The following is a 16,074-nucleotide window of genomic DNA, read 5'->3' on the forward strand; positions in this document are numbered from 1 at the left end:
GACAACTGGGAAGAGCTCACGGTATTCTTTGAGTTCCCGATAGAGATCAGGAAAATAATCTATACTACCAACCTGATCGAGAACCTGAACGGGAAGATAAGAAAGTATACCAAGAACAAACTTTCCTTCCCTACGGACGATGCGGTGATGAAATCCGTATATTTGGCCGTGAGGGAAGCGACCAAAAAATGGTCCATGCCAGTAAGGAACTGGGGAATCATCCTAAATCAGTTCCTGACGATCTATGAAAAAAGGGTCAGACTTTAGATAAAAGTCCAACCCCTGTTATTTTAAACTTACACAGTTAACGGGATAGTGTCTATAAAAGCCCCATATCTATTAATACTCCTCAAAATGACATTAATTTTCGATCAAAATAATATCATTCTCCCTCAATTCGCCAGTTCCATATACAGTTCCCTGCCCTATTTTGCTAGGCTCTTTTCCTGGTAATCTTCATTATGGAACAGGGTTTTAAAATCATTTTCTTTGGAGTGAAGATTGTATTCCTAAGTCGAGTACTTAAAGGGAAAGCCTAGATTTACATCTCGGCTGTTGTATTTCAGGTACAACAATAAATAAATATTCTTAGAGGGTATTACTTGTACTTTATGATTTGGTACAGGATACTAGATTACAGTAAACTGAGTTTAACCGACTAAATTATATCTTGTAAATATTTTTACATGAGTTCTCAACAGCCACGGTCGTTTTATGGGACTAAGATATTCCTCCTTTTGCAATACAGTTGCACTCATTAATCCGTAAATTTGTCAAACTTTATGAAAATATTCTTTTCCATATCAATGTCAATTTTATTCTTTTTTCAGGGAATTAGCATTGATATGGACTTTTGTGGCCCAATTAAAGAAATTTCAAGCATTATTACCCATTATCAAGACCATAAAGTTTATGGAGACTCTTTCCTTGAATATGTAGTTGAAGATTACATTGACAATGATGCAAAAAATGAAGGGCATCATAATAACCCAGATAAGGAGAATACACCAGTCCATTCCCATCATCAATGTTGTCACCCTTTAGTATTAATTATTGCGAACAACAATTCGGCTTTAACCAATCGACTAAAGTTTGAAGAGAAAAAACAGTTTAACTTACATAAAGTAAACTTCACTTCCAGATATCTGGAATCGCTTTTCCAACCCCCTAAAGTATAATTCAGTTTTTTTAGGATAGCTATATCCTACCGTGATGCTTTTAAAAGTAAGTATCGCATCATAAACGCATTGCATCTCTTTGCATTGCGATGTTTAAACTGAATTAATACATTTTCTATGATTAATAAAATCATTTCATTTTCCATTAATAATAAATTTATTATTGGGCTATTTATAGTGGCACTTGTAGGTACGGGCATTTGGTCTATGGCCACTATAAATTTGGGTTCTGTACCCGATATTACCAACAACCAAGTACAGGTTATAACCGTTGCCCCAAATTTGGGCACTGAAGATATTGAGCAATTTGTAACCTATCCCGTAGAGTTAGCAATGGCAAACCTTCCTGACGTTATCGAGCTGCGTTCCGTATCTCGTTTTGGGCTGTCTGTGGTTACCATTGTCTTTAAGGACGAGGCAGGTACTTATCTTCCCCGGCAATTAGTGCAGGAGAAATTAACGGAAGTTGCTGGCGAAATCCCCGAAGGCTTCGGCACACCATTTATGGCACCAATAACTACGGGTCTGGGCGAAATCTACCAATACACCCTAAAAGTAAAAGAAGGCTACGAAGATAAATACGATGCTATGGAGCTTCGTACCATACAGGATTGGATTGTAAAACGACAAATGGCATTAGTCCCAGGAGTTGTCGAGGTCAATGCTTTTGGAGGCTATGTGAAACAATATGAAGTTGCCATAAATCCTGATAAACTAAAAAGTTTTGGCATTACAATGAATCAGGTTTTTGAAGCCCTTAAAGTGAACAATGCCAATACTGGTGGTGCTTATATTGAAAAAAACCATCAGGCCAATTTTATCCGTGGCGAAGGTTTGGCGCGTAGCATTGAAGATTTGGAAAACACAGTTGTAACCACACAAAACGGAAGCCCTGTTTTAGTGCGGGATGTCGCTGAAAAAGTGGGCTATGGGAATCAGGTGCGATATGGTGCATTTACCCAAGATGGCCACGAATCTGTTGGTGGACAAATACTGATGCTGAAAGGCGAAAGTCCAAGTATCGTTATAGAAAATGTTGAAAAGCGTATAACCGAAATCCAAAAATCTTTACCTGAAGGCGTTTATATCGATACCTTTTTAAGTAGAAGTGAACTTATTGAGGCAACCACAAGTACCGTTAAAACAAATCTAATAGAAGGTGCCCTTATTGTCATATTTGTTTTGGTCTTGCTTTTAGGAAGCTTCCGTGGTGGCTTGATAGCAGCGTCGATAATCCCTTTATGCCTATTATTTGCATTTATTTTGATGAAACAATTTGGCATTTGGGCAAATTTAATGTCCTTGGGTGCGATCGATTTTGGGATTATTGTAGATGGTGCGGTGATTATCGTGGAAGGAGCGGTTTTCCACATTCATCAACGGATGAAAAAATCCACAACCGCCATTATCCAAGCTGAAATGGATGAAATCGTCTATGACTCTTCAAGTAAAATGATGAATTCTGCCTTCTTCGGTCAACTAATTGTTCTTATAGTTTTTACACCTATTCTGTTTTTGACCGGTGTGGAAGGGAAAATGTTCCGGCCAATGGCATTTACCTTCGGATTTGCAGTTTTAGGAGCGATTATACTTTGTCTTACCTATGTCCCAATGATGTCATCATTATTTTTAAAACCTGCTAAAAATCAAAATAGTTGGTTTGCCAAATTTGAAAACAAGATGGATAGGTTCAGTGATAAAATTATGGGGGTTCTGAATCGTATCTATCTGCCTATATTAAATTTTGCACTTCGCTTTCGGGCAGGTGTGGTTATAGGCGCGGTTGCCTTGCTTTTGATTGCAGGATTTGTATTTAGCAATATGGGAGCAGAATTTGTCCCTAAATTTGATGAAGGCGATATTGCATTTCAAGCATTGATAAAACCAGGGAGCAGTCTTACAGAATCCATTGAGGCTTCAAAAAAACTTCAGAATTTAATCAATGAATTTCCAGAAGTAAAAACGGTAGTTTCAAGGATTGGTGTGGCCGAAATACCTACAGACCCAATGCCTATGGATATTGCGGATAGTTACATTATTCTTGAAAAGGACAAGAGTAAATGGACATCCGCAGATAGTAAAGAAGAACTCATAGAAAAGATTCAAGAAAAAATTTCAGTAGTTCCCGGCGTAAATTTTGTGTTTACACAACCTGTAGAACTTCGTTTTAATGAATTGCTTACAGGTGTCCGTGAAGACGTGGCCATCAAATTGTACGGAGAAGATTTGGACGTTTTGGCAGACAAGATACAGGAAATCGCGGCAGTAATTAGGACCGTTCCCGGAGCGGCTGACATTAATGTGGAGGCTACAAGTGGTTTACCACAAATGACGGTGGTATATAACCGTGCGAAAATGGCACAATATGGTGTAACCGTTGACAAGCTGAATGATTATGTGAGTGCATCGTTTTCAGGAGAAGCCGCAGGTGTGATTTTTGAGGGCGAAAAACGCTTTGATGTGGTCATTCGTTTGGCGGAGGACTTTAGACAAGACATAAACAGTCTTAAAAACCTTTATATCGATTTACCAAGTGGTGCTCAAGTGCCTTTAAAGGAAGTTGCAGATATCAGTTACAAACCCGGACCGATGCAGATTTCAAGGGATAATACCTCGCGTCGCATTTCGGTAGGGGTCAATGTTCGTATGCGTGATGTAAAATCGATGGTTGAGGAAATTCAGCAAAAACTGGAAACGGAAGTAAAACTGCCACCAGGTTATTTTGTAACCTACGGAGGTTCGTTCGAAAACTTGCAACGTGCATCAGAACGATTGACGATTGTAGTGCCAATCGTTCTAATCACAATATTTGTTCTGCTTTATTTTGCTTTGAATTCATTTTCACAGGCCTTAATGATCTATATGGCGGTTCCTTTGGCAGCCATTGGCGGGGTTTTCGTTTTGTTGATTCGTGGAATGCCTTTCAGTATTTCGGCTGGAGTCGGGTTTATCGTTCTCTTTGGAGTTGCGGTATTGAACGGACTCATACTCATAAACAAATTCAATGAACTAAAAGACAGTGGAATGGCAGATTTAAAAAAGCGTATATACGAAGCTACGCACGAACGTTTACGTCCAATTTTATTAACAGCCATTACAACAATTATGGGCTTTATCCCAATGGCGATTTCTACCTCTGGTGGTGCAGAAGTACAGCGGCCTTTGGCGACAGTAGTCATTGGAGGAATGCTTACGGCAACATTTCTGACCTTGGTGGTTATTCCTATTCTTTATTATTGGCTTGAATCGAGAAAGGAACGAAACAATAACGATGGAGGTGTAAGCTATGTCAACAAATCAACGAACATTGTAACCGTATTGTTGATGGTTGGCGGTTTGATGGCTTCTGGAACCGCGGTGGCCCAAGATATCAATCAAGATGGAACAATTCCAAAAACCTTGACTGTAGATGAGGCCATTGCTATGGCAAAACAGAATTATCCATCACTTAAGGAAAGTCAGGCATTTATTGAACGGGAAAAGGCACTAAAGGGAACGAGTTTTGACCTTGGTAGCACACAAGTTTTCACGGGCAAAGAAGAATATGGCAATAATCTTCCTGGAGTGCAGACAACAGTTGGCGTGCAACAGGGCAATATTGACTTGCTTTCCGGATTTTCGAAATCCAAGTTTTACAAAGAGCGCATTGCCTTGGGAGAAAAGTTTTATGTGGCCAGTGAACAACAATTGGTGCGCAATGTGATGCAAGCCTATGACCAAATTAATTACTACAAGGCACAGTTGCGTTTTGCAGACCAATTGGACAGTATTTATGCCAATTTTAAGTCCGCTGCCCAACTTCGGTATGACACGGGAGAAACAGGCAAGTTGGAATTTATTTCAGCCTCTTCCGAGTTTCAACAGATTCAAGTGTTAAGACAACAAGCTTTTGATGATATTGAAATTGCCAAACGTGCTTTAAAACAATATTTGGGAACTGATGAAACCATCGAAACAGTTGATGGTTTTTACGAGCCATTGGATTTTATAGCAACGTTGGATTCAACTTCGGTAGCAAATAACCCAATGTTGCAATATGCCTTGCAAAATGCTGAAGTAAGTAAAGCAAATGTGGGCGTTGAAAAATCGCAATTCCTACCGAAATTCAGTTTATCGTTTGGCAGGCAGGTTGTGGATGATGTTTCAGGCTTTAATACCTATCAGGCAGGTATTAGTATTCCGTTATGGTTTTTTCCACAGAAGTCGAGAGTCAAGGCAGCCAAGGCAGATGCAATGGTAGCAGAGAATCAATATTTGGAGCAAAAAGCGGTTACCGAGAGCAAGGTTTCCCAATTGTTAAAATCATTGGAAAAAACAAAAAAAATCCTTGCATACTATGAAGAAGGCGCATTGCTTTTGGCGGAAGAACAAATAACAACCGCAGAACTGGCATCAAAAGAGGGCGAAATAGATTACGTCAATTACATCACGATTCTCAACAGTGCCATCCGCATTAAACAGACCCATTTACAATACATCAATCAGTATAACCAGCAAACCATTGATATGCAATATCAATTGGGCAATTTATAACCTTAAAAAAAGAGAAATGAAAAATATACTATTAGTAAGTACCGTATTATTTACACTTATGTTTATGAGTTGTAACGATGGCCAAAAATCTGAATTTGGGCATAACGAAGCTGAAGGCGTATCAAAAACCGAGGCTGGGGGCGAAGATACACACGGAGAAGAAGGCCACGATGAAGGAGAAGAAGAAGGTGGTCACAGCGAGGAAGAAGGCGTCGTCGAACTTACAAAGCAACAGGCTGAAACCATCGGTTTGGAAACGAAGCCTCTGGAGGAACGGAATTTAGGGAACAACATTAAGGTAACAGGTATGCTGGAACTTTTCCCACAGGATAAGGCGAACATCAGTCCGTTTGTTGGTGGAAATGTGAGTTCCATAAAAGTAATACCTGGAGATAACGTAAGCAAAGGACAGGTGTTGGCATATATAGAACACCCAGATATCATTGCAATGCAACAGGAATATCAGGAAAAAAATGATGAACTGGTCTTTTTGAAACAGGATTTTGAGCGCAAGCAGACCCTTTATGATAAAGGTGTTTCTTCTGGAAAGGAATTTCAGATGGCGCAGTCAAAATTTCGTTCCACAACATCCAGCGTCAATGGTTTGCGGTCCCAATTGAGACTGTTGGGCATCAATCCTGACAAAGTGGCTGAAGGCCAGATATATTCCGCTGTTCCCATTACCACACCCATAAGTGGCTATGTGGATGAAGTAATGATTAGCCTTGGCGATTATGTGGCACCACAATCCAGAATGTTCTCAATAAGCGATAACTCGAAGATTTATGTCAATCTGAAGGTATATGAGAAGGACATAAGGCAAATCGAAAAAGGGCAACAGATACATTTTTCAACCGCTTCCCGTCCAGATGAATTGTTTAAGGCATCCGTTCGCTCTATTGGACAGACCTTTAACACCGAGCCAAAAGCTTTAGAAGTTCTGGCAGATATCCAAAACGAGGATAAAAATCTATTGCCGGGTATGTACGTGCAAGGGCGCATAGTCCAGGGCGAAAAAAAAGGTTTTGCCATACCCGAAGCTGCCATTATAAAAGAAGGCGAGCATTCCTTTATTTTTATTCTCGATGAAGATGAAAAAATGGAAGCAAACAAAATGAGATTCAAAATGATACCCGTAACGGTTGGTATTACTGATTTAGGCTTTGTTGGAGTGAATCTTCCTTCCGAAGTTTCAAAAGATGCTAAAGTAGTTATCAAAGGAGCTTATAACCTATCTTCAGAAATGATTAAAGGGGAATTGGAACACGACCATTAATTCAATAATTAGCAAAGATTTTGATTCCAAGTTTGTTTATCGTCTTAATTAGTTAGTTAAAAATTAAAGAACAGGCTCGGTTCAAAATCGATTAACATTTTAAAGATTCATAATTATGAAAGAAATAAAAGCATTTGTAAAACCAAACAGGATACAAAAAATTATTGAGGCCCTAACAGATAATGGGTTTAAAAGTATGACCCTTTCACAAGCAGAAGGCACTGGGGCTTTTAAGGCTAAAGGAGCAAGACCATCCTTAGATTTTTATATTACCAATAGTCCAGTAATAAAAATTGAGTTGGTATGTCAAAATGAAGAAGCCCAATCGGCAATTGATATTATTGTAACAAATGGCAATACCGAAGAACCTGCTGACGGCATTATTTATTTGTCGGATATTGAAGACGCCTTTCAGATTAAAACGGGAGATTCTTTAAAACCCTTTGATTTATAACAAAATGTCTGATTTAGAGCAAATACTGGAGAATAATAACGTAAGACCCACTGCAATGCGTTTGTTGGTCCTACAATATCTCCTAAGCAAAAAAGTAACGGTCAGTTTGATCGATATTGAAGCGAACTTTCATAATTCGGATAGGACAACATTGTACCGCACCCTAAAAACCTTTGTTGAAAATGGTGTCGCCCATCAAATAGATGATGGTACCGGTAGTACCAAATATGCTATTTGTGAAGAGAATTGCAATTGTGAAGTGGATACTGATCTACACCTGCATTTTCATTGTGCAAATTGTAATGAAACAGTTTGTTTAACAGAGCATAAAATACCACATATCAATTTGCCCGAAGGTTTTAAGGCAGAGAATGTGAATTTGGTGGTAAAGGGCATTTGCGATAAATGCAATGGACGATAAATGCACTTCCATTGCACTAACTATTAAACTATTTTCTCCAAAATTAATGGATATGAAGTTTTATATAAAAACACCTAAACATCTTAAACAGGCATATAGTAAAGAATTGGGGCACTACCGCTATTATTTAAGTAAAAAGCAGTATAGCGATGCTTGGTATCATTTAGAAAGAAGCCAAATTATAGGTCAATCTTACCCAATCAAGCACACCTGTTCGCATTGGTTAATGCTAAAGTTTGGTTTAATGCAAAAAGACAACAAAGAGGTATTTGGACTAATAATAAGGTTAGTTGATGGTGGTTGGAAATCTTTTTATAAATCACGTCCCGCTTGGCAATACTGGAGGTGCAAATGTACCACCATTAAAAGCGATACCTATTCCAATTGATATTAAAAATTTATTCAAGTAAAATGAAAAAAAAGAAAGTCAATTTAAGGGATCTAAAACCAAATTCCAAAGAGCAACAGAGTCAGGATGGTGCTCAAGATCATAGTGGCAATTCAAGTCAAATCAAAGCCTATATTCCAGCAATCATAAGTTTTACAATGCTAATTATTGGTATTGGGTTAGACTATTTTGATGTTACCTTTTTCAAGGATTGGATTCGCATTACTTGGTATGGAATTGCTTATTTGCCAGTTGGTCTTCCAGTAGTAAAAGCAGGATGGGAAAGCATCAAAAAAGGAGATGTGTTTACTGAGTTTTTATTGATGTCCATTGCCACCTTAGGTGCATTCGCCATTGGCGAATATCCTGAAGGTGTGGCAGTAATGCTTTTTTATGCGGTTGGCGAGCTCTTCCAAAATGCCGCGGTCAATCGTGCCAAAGGCAATATAAAAGCATTGCTCGATGTACGACCCAATGAAGCTCGGGTATATCGGAATAACGACTATATTTCAGTAAGTCCGGAGACCGTTGCTATTGGCGAAAAAGTACAGGTACGCGTTGGCGAAAAAATCCCTTTGGACGGTATTTTACTATCTGAAAAAGGTTCATTTAATACTGCAGCATTAACAGGGGAAAGCAAACCCGATACGATTGTGAAGGGCGAAAAAGTATTTTCAGGAACCATCAACCTGGATGGCGTAATTGAAATCGAGACCACCAAAGAATTTAAGGATAGTTCGATTGCCCGAATTCTGGATATGGTCCAAAACGCCACCGCGCGTAAATCAAAAACCGAATTGTTTATCAGAAAGTTTGCAAGGATCTATACCCCCATCGTAGTATTCTTGGCAATTGCATTGACTATTTTGTCCTACTTTTTTGTATCCGATTATGTTTTTCGCGAATGGTTGTACAGAGCATTGATCTTCTTGGTCATTTCCTGTCCCTGTGCTCTAGTAATCTCAATCCCGTTGGGCTATTTTGGCGGTTTGGGGGCAGCTTCAAAAAATGGGATCCTTTTTAAAGGGGCGTCCTTTTTAGATGAAATGACAAGGGTAACCACCGTAGTGATGGACAAGACCGGCACCGTGACCAAAGGTGTTTTTAAAATTAAAAATGTCGTTATAAGCAGTGGGTCATTGAGCGAACCCGAAATGATGAAATACTTAATGGCTATGGAAGAACAATCCACCCATCCCATTGCCAGGGCCATTATGGAATATAAAGCCGATGGCGACAGTTTTCAAGCTTCCGAAGTAAGTGAAATAGCAGGAAAAGGATTGAAAGGAACAGTAAACGGCAAAACAGTTTTGGTCGGGAATAAGGCATTGATGACCTCAAACAATTTGGAAGTGCCAGTTGAGACCGACAACATCGTAGAGTCGATCGTAATGATTTCCATTGAAGGGAAATTGGCCGGATATGTAACCATTGCGGACGAGTTGAAGGACGATGCGCAACAGGCCATTAAGCAAATTAGAGAGTCGGGAATTTCAAAAATCATAATGCTTTCAGGGGACAAGGATCCCATTACCCAACAAGTTGCCAAAGAATTGGGCATGGATTGGGCGAAAGGTGGTCTGCTTCCGGAAGATAAATTGAACGAAGTCGAAAAATTGATGTCTGCAAAAAACAATAAGTTGGCCTTTATGGGTGATGGTATAAATGATGCGCCGGTGTTAGCTGTAAGTGATGTAGGTGTTGCAATGGGCGGATTGGGCAGCGATGTAGCTATTGAAACAGCAGACGTTATTATTCAAACGGACCAACCCAGTAAATTTGCAAAAGCTGTTAAAATTGGCCGTTCCACACGGCGCATCGTTTGGCAAAACATTGGTTTGGCATTTGGGGTGAAAGCAGTAGTTCTGATTTTGGGTGCTGGCGGTGTTGCAACAATGTGGGAGGCAGTTTTTGCGGATGTGGGAGTGGCTCTATTGGCAATTTTGAATGCTGTTAGGCTACAGAATATGAAGTGGAAATAAAAATGATGTCGCAAAATCGTAGAAATAGAAGAATAAACATGGAAAACTGCTGAAAATACCAACTCTAAAAAAAAGATAAAATAGTAGGTATTCTACCTATTGTAACGATCTTCATCGCTGTTCTTGCTACATTCTTTTTGAGGCTGTTTTTTTTATTTTTTTACCTTCTTTTCAAGTAATAAAACACTGTATAGTAAAGATTACGTAGACCCTGCTTTTTTTTAGACTTCATAAAATTCCAATGGTTTACTTCATGGGATTTTTAAACGTACTTGTCGATTCATTCCTTTAGTCGTCTTTTTTCTCCTTATAATTGTAATAATATTGGATCTAACATTTATATGCAGATGACCATATAGTCTTAGTAAAGTAGTTGCCCAAAATGCAGTTTGTGTTATTTGGATATAACTAGCCATCGTTCTATTAAGATCAATCAAAATAATTTAGCTGTTAAAACTATATAAACATTAACATCGTCACAAAACAATGAAAAATTTAGTAATCAAGACAAGGGCAATTCCAATCCTATTGCTAATTGGAATACACTTATTGGGTTCTTGTAGAAACGAAAGAAAAAATACCCCCGAAAGCGAAATCACCTTTGAAATACAAAACGAAGACAAACAGAGTTCTACTATAGATAAAGATCTTCTTGTCGGATCTTGGAAAGACTATTCTGAATTTGCATTACATTTCACGCTTTTTAAAGATGGCTCCGCTAGTTCTGACAATATGAAAACTTTACTCTATAAAACTTGGGAAGTACAAGGAAACCAAATCACCTTCACTGTTGAAAGTATTGGAAATGGTACATCCTTTATTGATGATGAAACCTACATTATTGATAAACTAACTAAAGATAGTTTGATTTTGAAAAATGGGGAATATCGATTTGAATACACCAAAGAATAAAAAAAGTAGCGCCAATAACTAAGGTTGGCCCTCCGACAAGCTAGGGTTGAGTTATCTGGTTGACAGATCCGGTTTTTTTCTATGGGGAATGTTTTGAATAGGTATAAGAATGCCTCTTTCTTACACAGTCCACAGAAAAATGAATTTCCCTGGAAAACGGACCGCCTGAAGAAGTTAAAAGAAAATCCGTATTTTTTCCTTCGAAAAAAGCAAACGCAAGTTTGAATCGAAAAGCGGAATTACTGTAAGGGTATTTCCGCTTTTTTATAGGATCTTTGTGTTAGGTTCGATCTTTTCCCCTTTGAAAACTATTCAAAAGTACCCCCAACTCACTTTTTTATATTCATTAATATTGAACCATATGCAGTTTGGAAATGCCCTGGTGGTAAACTGGCCCGGCAAAGGTCAAAAGTATTTTACGTTTTGATATTTCTCTGGGGTTTGTAATGGATTGTTTCCATTTCTAAATTTGCCAAGGTTTAGTCCTCTTGAGTGTCCTCCCATATCAAATATTCCCGGTACCATTCCCAGGCTCGGTCCAAAACCTCCATTTCGTTTTGACCAGAAGCAGCGGTATTGTTGGTCTGATAGAATAAGGTAAAATCCTCCCCGAAATAGGAATATTGCTTGCCCGTTTTATCGTCAAAAACTACATTGGTAAATTCATCCTGCGCTAGTACCTCGATAAGGGATGTTCCCTTATGGATAATAAACTGGCGCTGATCGTTAAAGCTGTCGTCCTTTATGGGGAACTCTCCGAAAATAAATTCTGGCAAGATAAGATCTTCTATTGTCATCATGGTTTTTTTAAAAATTCGAAAATAAGGGGTTTATTTCTGATAATACCCATACTTGACCAACTCTTTCACAGTGATGGGTACAATTTTTCCTAAAGCCTCCTGCGCTTGTTTAATAAGTGTCCTGGGGGTTATTTGCCATAATGATAACGACAAGCCGCTATCAATAATTGTTCATTTTCATATTTGTAGACCAATGATGTTCTGTGGTAATTCGCCAGGACCAATATCCTTGTAAATCTCCCTTCAAGGCTTCGGGTTTCCCTATCCCTTCAAAAGGTGTCCGCATACAACTTTTAATAAGTTCGTTGATTCGTTTTACTATTTTCTTACCGACTTTTTGCCAAATCAAATAATCTTCCCAAGAAGAACTAGACCAAGTTAATTTCATCTATTCGATCAAGTCTTTTTCCATTCCTTTACCTGTTTCCAGTTCTTTGATAGAATTTAATAAAACATCCCTGTTTTTCCCAGTCAAAAGATAGGTAGTCTCCTTTAATGAATTGTATTCATCCAATGAAATCAAAACAAGGTCCTTACCGTTTTTACGCTTGATAATGACATCGCTTACATCATTGATTACTTTATCGAACCAATACTTCAGGTTAGAACGAAAGTCTGAGTAATTTACCGTTTCCATACTATAAAGATAATTAATGTACATAAATCCATAGGTATAAAATAATCGGCAAAAAAAAGGGCTTATAAAACCCCTTGGTCCGGGAAGGAATAATATCCCTCCCTAGATATTATGATACTGTCAAAAGTCGCCATGTCCACCAAATTCGAGACTTCGCTCAACTGAATAGAAATTTACCCGTCAATTCTTAAGTATTAGTTATTATGAAAAGTCAGGGTTAAGCTATTCACAGAATCATTTTTACGCAGATAACTCAAACAGGGTTTAAGAAATTCTATTTCTTTATACTGCTGGTAGTCATTAAATATTCTCAAAACCTCAGTCAATTGTTCGGCACCAACTGTTTTTATGTGGGTTACGATTCTATTTCTTTGAGTATTCAAAGTAATATCAAATAGCTCGTGTAAAAACCCAGCTAGCGGATCATTAAAATCTCTATTAGTAATACTAACTACAGTATTGCATTCAGTGGCAATTATGCTATGAGACCAACCGGATAGATTTTTTCTTTTTTCATCCTTGATCTTTTGGTATTCCTTCCAAAACTCCAAAAAAATGTCATTGGTCCCTCCTAACAAGGTTTTAGAATCTAAATATTTCCAAATCTCATTTTCGTGTTTTTTAAATGGGAAGTCGTTGTCCCTTAAAATATCATTAGCTAAATCTCCGATATGGCTATCTTTCTTAGAACATTCTTGTATGTATTTCCTTAAAGTCATAATATAGTGTTTATTAGATTGTTTTTATAAAAAAAATATTCATTATGCTACTTCTCCTCTTTTGCGGATGATAATTCACCAACCGATTCACCTAGAGTCTTAAAAGATTTATCAAATTTTTCTATATAAAATGAAACAGAAAGCAGGATTTATTAAATCCTAGAAATATTGTTGAGCTACTCATGGGTTTCTAAAATAAAAGATCAGACAGAGTTTAATTTACAGGCCCAATTATAATATTTCTGTTTAAACGCATGTATAGGAAGCCTCTATGGGTAACCTCCCTATCCCCTCAATTCGCCGGCTCCAAATACAGTTCCCTTCCCCATTCGGTTAGGCACTTTTCCTGGTAATCTTCATTGTAGAACAGGGTTTTAAATTCAGTGACCAGTTCCTTGATTGCTTTCCCATCGGCAATCCGGATTCGGGTTTCATAATTTTTTTGGGTTCCACCTCCCGTAAAATTCAAGGATCCCAAATAGGCGATTTCATCATCTATCAGATACATTTTTCCATGGATAAAACGATGGGGATAAGAGTTACTGGTAGGCGTTGTGAATACCTTGAACGGAAATAACTGCCGATAGGTATACTGATAGATTTTGGCATTCTTTATTTTCGAAGTGTAACTCCGCACCAATGTCCATACTGGGACCAATGGCATAATCCCCAATAAAATTAATCGGTCTTGATACATAAATGCTATGGCACATGTCACAAGGATCCCTACGATTACCAAATAGAGCAACAGTCGTTTTCTTTTCCTCCACTTTAAACGCAGCTCTTCTGCCTCTTTATCTATTGTCCTGTCCTGAATAATAAGTTGGTGAATGTTCCTTTGTCTGTCACCATAAAAATCCTCTATCGTATCCATGGTAATCAACTGCACATTGATATTATTGTAGTGGAGGTTGATCAACTTTTTTACTAAAAAAGGAGATAGAAAAGGAGATACTACTTTAACGGATCGTTTAGCATTCTCGATTTCTTCCATCAGTTTTTTTCCGGCTCCGGTACCGATATACACATCACAAATTGCCTTATTATAATACATGATTTTCAGATTTATGGATAGCTAATAATTTACAAAATTCGCGGCAGAATTCAAAGCGTATTTCGCTTACAACCAATTAGTTATTAACCAATTATTTTATTTATTTTGAAGCCGAAGAAACTGCCTCACCTCCAAATGAATTCGATCAAAGTTTTCCTTTATCGCACCATCCCCATGTTGAAACTTGGGCATGGGCAGGGCTTTAGCAATGGAAGGTTTCGGGAAACGAACTTTTTTATCCTTACCGTCGGCAAAAGCAATGAACTCGCCTTCCTTCAACTTAAAAAATTCCTCTGCCCGGATTTTACTGACCTCCCTCTCCCCTTTTGTTATCCTAGTGTCAAACCCTAGCGTATTCTCTCCCGTACTAACACTTTTGGTAGGCCGTTTCACGATTTCAAAAAAACGTTCGTAATATCTAGCCGTATCCGGATCGTTCGCCTTGCCAAAGAACTGATAGGAAAGGTTACTAAGGATTGCTCTACTGGCCTTGTCTCCATACATCATATCGTTTTGGATTTTATCTTGTAACACATATATGGTGGCAATATCATAACTTCTCAAGGTTGCCGGAATCCTGTGCATATTCAGCAACCGAATAGTTGGCGCCTCTTCCATGAGCACAAAGGAGGGCCGACGTCCACGGGTACTCAATTGTTTTGTGATGGTATGTATTAGCGTTGCTATCACAGGAGAATATGCCGTCTCAAATTTTGGATTGTTAATTATAGAAACTACGGAGGGATGTTCGGGATTATTGAGATCCAATGGCACCTCGTCCGCAGAAAGGGTCATAAATATGCGTTGGGTACTAATTTTCTTAAGGGCATTGGCCAACGTACTCATTACCCCCGCCGTTTGACGTTCGGAATCCTTGCCAGAAATAAATGCATTTGCCATGGCCTTGGAGGTATAATCAGAGCTCAAAAACTCTATCAGATTATCGGTATCCAAGTATTGAAAGGTGGCTATCAAATGTGGCAGGGTACAATATTCCTCATGGCTCGTCTTAAGCTTCCAGATAAGCCCCCCAAGGAGCCCTTCCACAGCGTCGTTAAAGAACTTTGACGAACCCATGGCAATAGATTCCCGCTGCTCCAAAAGGTTCTCTAAAAGCACCCGGGAAACCTCGTTGACGCTTTCCTCGTCTTCCATATATCTAGGCGCTATGGGGTTTACCCTGCAATGGATATCATCAAAGGAAATAATATGAAATGGAATTTTGGAATCGATAAACAATGGGTAGGCCATCTCGGTGATCTCAAAATTTTTATAGTCATGGATTACACCCGAGAACTGTTGTTGACTAAAGTGTTTTAGAAAATTGTAGACCACACTTTCTGTTTTACCACTTCCTGCCGATCCTATAATGGAAGCCCCTCTCCGAATATTCTTTAGCACCAGGCTACCGTTTAATAAACTGAACTTTACACGATATGTTTTAGATGCCTTAGGAGCTTTCAGATCATAATTGAAGTATATAAAAAGCCCCAAATTTATTACTTGGAAGGGCAATAACCAGACTAACATCATCGAGGCAAAAACCTGCCAACCATGCATCGATTGCAAAACAATCCCTAGCAGTGATATAATCAGCAGATTAACAGCAAACGGCTGCTCATAGCATTTGAAAGACAGGTATTCCAAAGCTATGGCAAAGCCATAGATACTTACAGGTATTAAAATTGAAATTGTCATCATCCTATCTTAGATTTATTTT

Annotated in this window: 13 protein-coding genes and 2 pseudogenes; 9 read left to right on the plus strand and 6 right to left on the minus strand. The window is 38.5% G+C overall.

Translation table 11 applies throughout. The features are described from left to right. The 9 genes and pseudogenes from BUA16_RS14400 to BUA16_RS14440 form a co-directional block, all read left to right on the plus strand. On the plus strand, nucleotides 1–267 hold a 267-nt coding region (locus BUA16_RS14400), incomplete at its 5' end, for a transposase (RefSeq protein WP_143150524.1). A gap of 515 nt (nucleotides 268–782) precedes the next feature. Beyond that, a complete protein-coding gene (locus BUA16_RS14405) occupies nucleotides 783–1,178 on the plus strand; it encodes a hypothetical protein (RefSeq protein ID WP_226789943.1) in 396 nt (131 codons plus the stop codon). A 117-nt stretch (nucleotides 1,179–1,295) separates the two neighbouring features. Beyond that, entirely contained in the window at nucleotides 1,296–5,711 is a 4,416-nt protein-coding gene (locus BUA16_RS14410) for a CusA/CzcA family heavy metal efflux RND transporter (RefSeq protein WP_072765460.1), read from the plus strand. A 16-nt stretch (nucleotides 5,712–5,727) separates the two neighbouring features. Then, on the plus strand, nucleotides 5,728–6,987 hold the full coding sequence (locus tag BUA16_RS14415; RefSeq protein ID WP_072765494.1) for an efflux RND transporter periplasmic adaptor subunit: 1,260 nt from the start codon (nucleotides 5,728–5,730) through the stop codon (nucleotides 6,985–6,987). A gap of 115 nt (nucleotides 6,988–7,102) precedes the next feature. Beyond that, nucleotides 7,103–7,441, plus strand: coding sequence for a P-II family nitrogen regulator (locus BUA16_RS14420; RefSeq protein WP_072765461.1), 339 nt, complete (start codon nucleotides 7,103–7,105; stop codon nucleotides 7,439–7,441). A 4-nt stretch (nucleotides 7,442–7,445) separates the two neighbouring features. Continuing rightward, on the plus strand, nucleotides 7,446–7,862 hold the full coding sequence (locus BUA16_RS14425) for a Fur family transcriptional regulator (protein WP_072765462.1): 417 nt from the start codon (nucleotides 7,446–7,448) through the stop codon (nucleotides 7,860–7,862). A gap of 52 nt (nucleotides 7,863–7,914) precedes the next feature. Then, nucleotides 7,915–8,272 (plus strand): annotated as a pseudogene (locus BUA16_RS14430) (DUF3703 domain-containing protein). 1 nt (nucleotide 8,273) lies between these two features. Continuing rightward, nucleotides 8,274–10,232, plus strand: a complete 1,959-nt coding sequence (locus tag BUA16_RS14435; protein WP_072765463.1) for a heavy metal translocating P-type ATPase — start codon at nucleotides 8,274–8,276, stop codon at nucleotides 10,230–10,232. A 486-nt stretch (nucleotides 10,233–10,718) separates the two neighbouring features. Further along, nucleotides 10,719–11,144, plus strand: a complete 426-nt coding sequence (locus BUA16_RS14440) for a lipocalin-like domain-containing protein (RefSeq protein ID WP_084668515.1) — start codon at nucleotides 10,719–10,721, stop codon at nucleotides 11,142–11,144. Between the two features lie 479 nt (nucleotides 11,145–11,623). Here the strand turns inward: BUA16_RS14440 and BUA16_RS14445 are convergent, their stop codons facing one another. The 6 genes and pseudogenes from BUA16_RS14445 to BUA16_RS14470 form a co-directional block, all read right to left on the minus strand. Further along, entirely contained in the window at nucleotides 11,624–11,944 is a 321-nt protein-coding gene (locus tag BUA16_RS14445; protein WP_143150525.1) for a hypothetical protein, read from the minus strand. Nucleotides 11,945–12,072: 128 nt separating this feature from the next. Beyond that, nucleotides 12,073–12,332 (minus strand): annotated as a pseudogene (locus BUA16_RS14450) (Txe/YoeB family addiction module toxin). Continuing rightward, nucleotides 12,333–12,581, minus strand: a complete 249-nt coding sequence (locus BUA16_RS14455) for a type II toxin-antitoxin system Phd/YefM family antitoxin (RefSeq protein WP_072765465.1) — start codon at nucleotides 12,579–12,581, stop codon at nucleotides 12,333–12,335. It lies immediately after the preceding pseudogene. Nucleotides 12,582–12,775: 194 nt separating this feature from the next. After that, entirely contained in the window at nucleotides 12,776–13,300 is a 525-nt protein-coding gene (locus BUA16_RS14460; protein ID WP_072765466.1) for a YozE family protein, read from the minus strand. Nucleotides 13,301–13,592: 292 nt separating this feature from the next. After that, nucleotides 13,593–14,354 carry a phospholipase D family protein gene (locus BUA16_RS14465; RefSeq protein ID WP_084668516.1) on the minus strand — a complete coding sequence of 254 codons (762 nt, stop codon included), beginning with the start codon at nucleotides 14,352–14,354 and terminating at the stop codon, nucleotides 13,593–13,595. Nucleotides 14,355–14,450: 96 nt separating this feature from the next. Then, complete coding sequence (locus BUA16_RS14470) at nucleotides 14,451–16,055, minus strand: type IV secretory system conjugative DNA transfer family protein (RefSeq protein ID WP_072765467.1); 1,605 nt, start codon at nucleotides 16,053–16,055, stop codon at nucleotides 14,451–14,453. Nucleotides 16,056–16,074: the final 19 nt, after the last annotated feature.

Source organism: Arenibacter nanhaiticus (genome assembly GCF_900141935.1).
Lineage (GTDB): Bacteria > Bacteroidota > Bacteroidia > Flavobacteriales > Flavobacteriaceae > Arenibacter > Arenibacter nanhaiticus.

Coding starts and splice junctions, on each gene's coding strand:
- BUA16_RS14405 (WP_226789943.1), top strand. CDS start 783: ATGAAAATATTCTTTTCCATATCAATGTCAATTTTATTCTTTTTTCAG.
- BUA16_RS14410 (WP_072765460.1), top strand. CDS start 1,296: ATGATTAATAAAATCATTTCATTTTCCATTAATAATAAATTTATTATT.
- BUA16_RS14415 (WP_072765494.1), top strand. CDS start 5,728: ATGAAAAATATACTATTAGTAAGTACCGTATTATTTACACTTATGTTT.
- BUA16_RS14420 (WP_072765461.1), top strand. CDS start 7,103: ATGAAAGAAATAAAAGCATTTGTAAAACCAAACAGGATACAAAAAATT.
- BUA16_RS14425 (WP_072765462.1), top strand. CDS start 7,446: ATGTCTGATTTAGAGCAAATACTGGAGAATAATAACGTAAGACCCACT.
- BUA16_RS14435 (WP_072765463.1), top strand. CDS start 8,274: ATGAAAAAAAAGAAAGTCAATTTAAGGGATCTAAAACCAAATTCCAAA.
- BUA16_RS14440 (WP_084668515.1), top strand. CDS start 10,719: ATGAAAAATTTAGTAATCAAGACAAGGGCAATTCCAATCCTATTGCTA.
- BUA16_RS14445 (WP_143150525.1), bottom strand. CDS start 11,944: ATGATGACAATAGAAGATCTTATCTTGCCAGAATTTATTTTCGGAGAG.
- BUA16_RS14455 (WP_072765465.1), bottom strand. CDS start 12,581: ATGGAAACGGTAAATTACTCAGACTTTCGTTCTAACCTGAAGTATTGG.
- BUA16_RS14460 (WP_072765466.1), bottom strand. CDS start 13,300: ATGACTTTAAGGAAATACATACAAGAATGTTCTAAGAAAGATAGCCAT.
- BUA16_RS14465 (WP_084668516.1), bottom strand. CDS start 14,354: ATGTATTATAATAAGGCAATTTGTGATGTGTATATCGGTACCGGAGCC.
- BUA16_RS14470 (WP_072765467.1), bottom strand. CDS start 16,055: ATGATGACAATTTCAATTTTAATACCTGTAAGTATCTATGGCTTTGCC.